Raw genomic sequence first — 1,522 nt, forward strand, 5'->3', positions numbered from 1 at the left:
AACACAGTGGACGCGAGCAACTGAGGACAAGCCCTCGGCCTATTAGTACCAGTCAGCTCCACCCGTTGCCGGGCTTCCACATCTGGCCTATCAACCCAGTCGTCTACTGGGAGCCTTAACCCCTCAAAGGGGGTGGGAATACTCATCTCGAAGCAGGCTTCCCGCTTAGATGCTTTCAGCGGTTATCCTTTCCGAACGTAGCCAACCAGCCATGCCCTTGGCAGGACAACTGGCACACCAGAGGTTCGTCCGTCCCGGTCCTCTCGTACTAGGGACAGCCCTTCTCAATATTCCTACGCGCGCAGCGGATAGGGACCGAACTGTCTCACGACGTTCTAAACCCAGCTCGCGTACCGCTTTAATGGGCGAACAGCCCAACCCTTGGGACCGACTCCAGCCCCAGGATGCGACGAGCCGACATCGAGGTGCCAAACCATCCCGTCGATATGGACTCTTGGGGAAGATCAGCCTGTTATCCCCGGGGTACCTTTTATCCGTTGAGCGACAGCGCTTCCACAAGCCACTGCCGGATCACTAGTCCCGACTTTCGTCCCTGCTCGACCCGTCGGTCTCACAGTCAAGCTCCCTTGTGCACTTACACTCAACACCTGATTGCCAACCAGGCTGAGGGAACCTTTGGGCGCCTCCGTTACTCTTTAGGAGGCAACCGCCCCAGTTAAACTACCCATCAGACACTGTCCCTGATCCGGATCACGGACCTAGGTTAGACATCCAGCACGACCAGAGTGGTATTTCAACGGCGACTCCACAACCACTGGCGTGGCTGCTTCAAAGTCTCCCACCTATCCTACACAAGCCGAACCGAACACCAATATCAAACTGTAGTAAAGGTCCCGGGGTCTTTCCGTCCTGCTGCGCGAAACGAGCATCTTTACTCGTAGTGCAATTTCACCGGGCCTATGGTTGAGACAGTCGAGAAGTCGTTACGCCATTCGTGCAGGTCGGAACTTACCCGACAAGGAATTTCGCTACCTTAGGATGGTTATAGTTACCACCGCCGTTTACTGGCGCTTAAGTTCTCAGCTTCGCCGACCCGAAAGTCAGCTAACCGGTCCCCTTAACGTTCCAGCACCGGGCAGGCGTCAGTCCGTATACATCGCCTTACGGCTTCGCACGGACCTGTGTTTTTAGTAAACAGTCGCTTCTCGCTGGTCTCTGCGGCCACCCCCAGCTCATGGAGTAAATCCAATCACCAGTGATGGCCCCCCTTCTCCCGAAGTTACGGGGGCATTTTGCCGAGTTCCTTAACCATAGTTCACCCGAACGCCTCGGTATTCTCTACCTGACCACCTGAGTCGGTTTAGGGTACGGGCCGCCATGAAACTCGCTAGAGGCTTTTCTCGACAGCATAGGATCATCCACTTCACCACAATCGGCTCGGCATCAGGTCTCAGGCACAAGTGTGACGGATTTACCTACCACACGCCCTACACCCTTACCCCGGGACTACCACCGCCCGGGCTGGACTACCTTCCTGCGTCACCCCATCGCTTACCTATAC

1 rRNA gene (cut by a window edge) is annotated in these 1,522 nt (G+C 56.0%); it reads right to left on the reverse strand.

Annotation, left to right across the window (positions count from 1 at the left end):
- Nucleotides 1-22: 22 nt before the first annotated feature.
- Nucleotides 23-1,522: ribosomal RNA gene (locus tag ACFYP5_RS38585) — 23S ribosomal RNA — on the reverse strand (it continues 1,722 nt past the right edge of the window).

Origin of the sequence: Streptomyces sp. NPDC005262, assembly GCF_042872425.1 — a bacterium.
Lineage (GTDB): Bacteria > Actinomycetota > Actinomycetes > Streptomycetales > Streptomycetaceae > Streptomyces.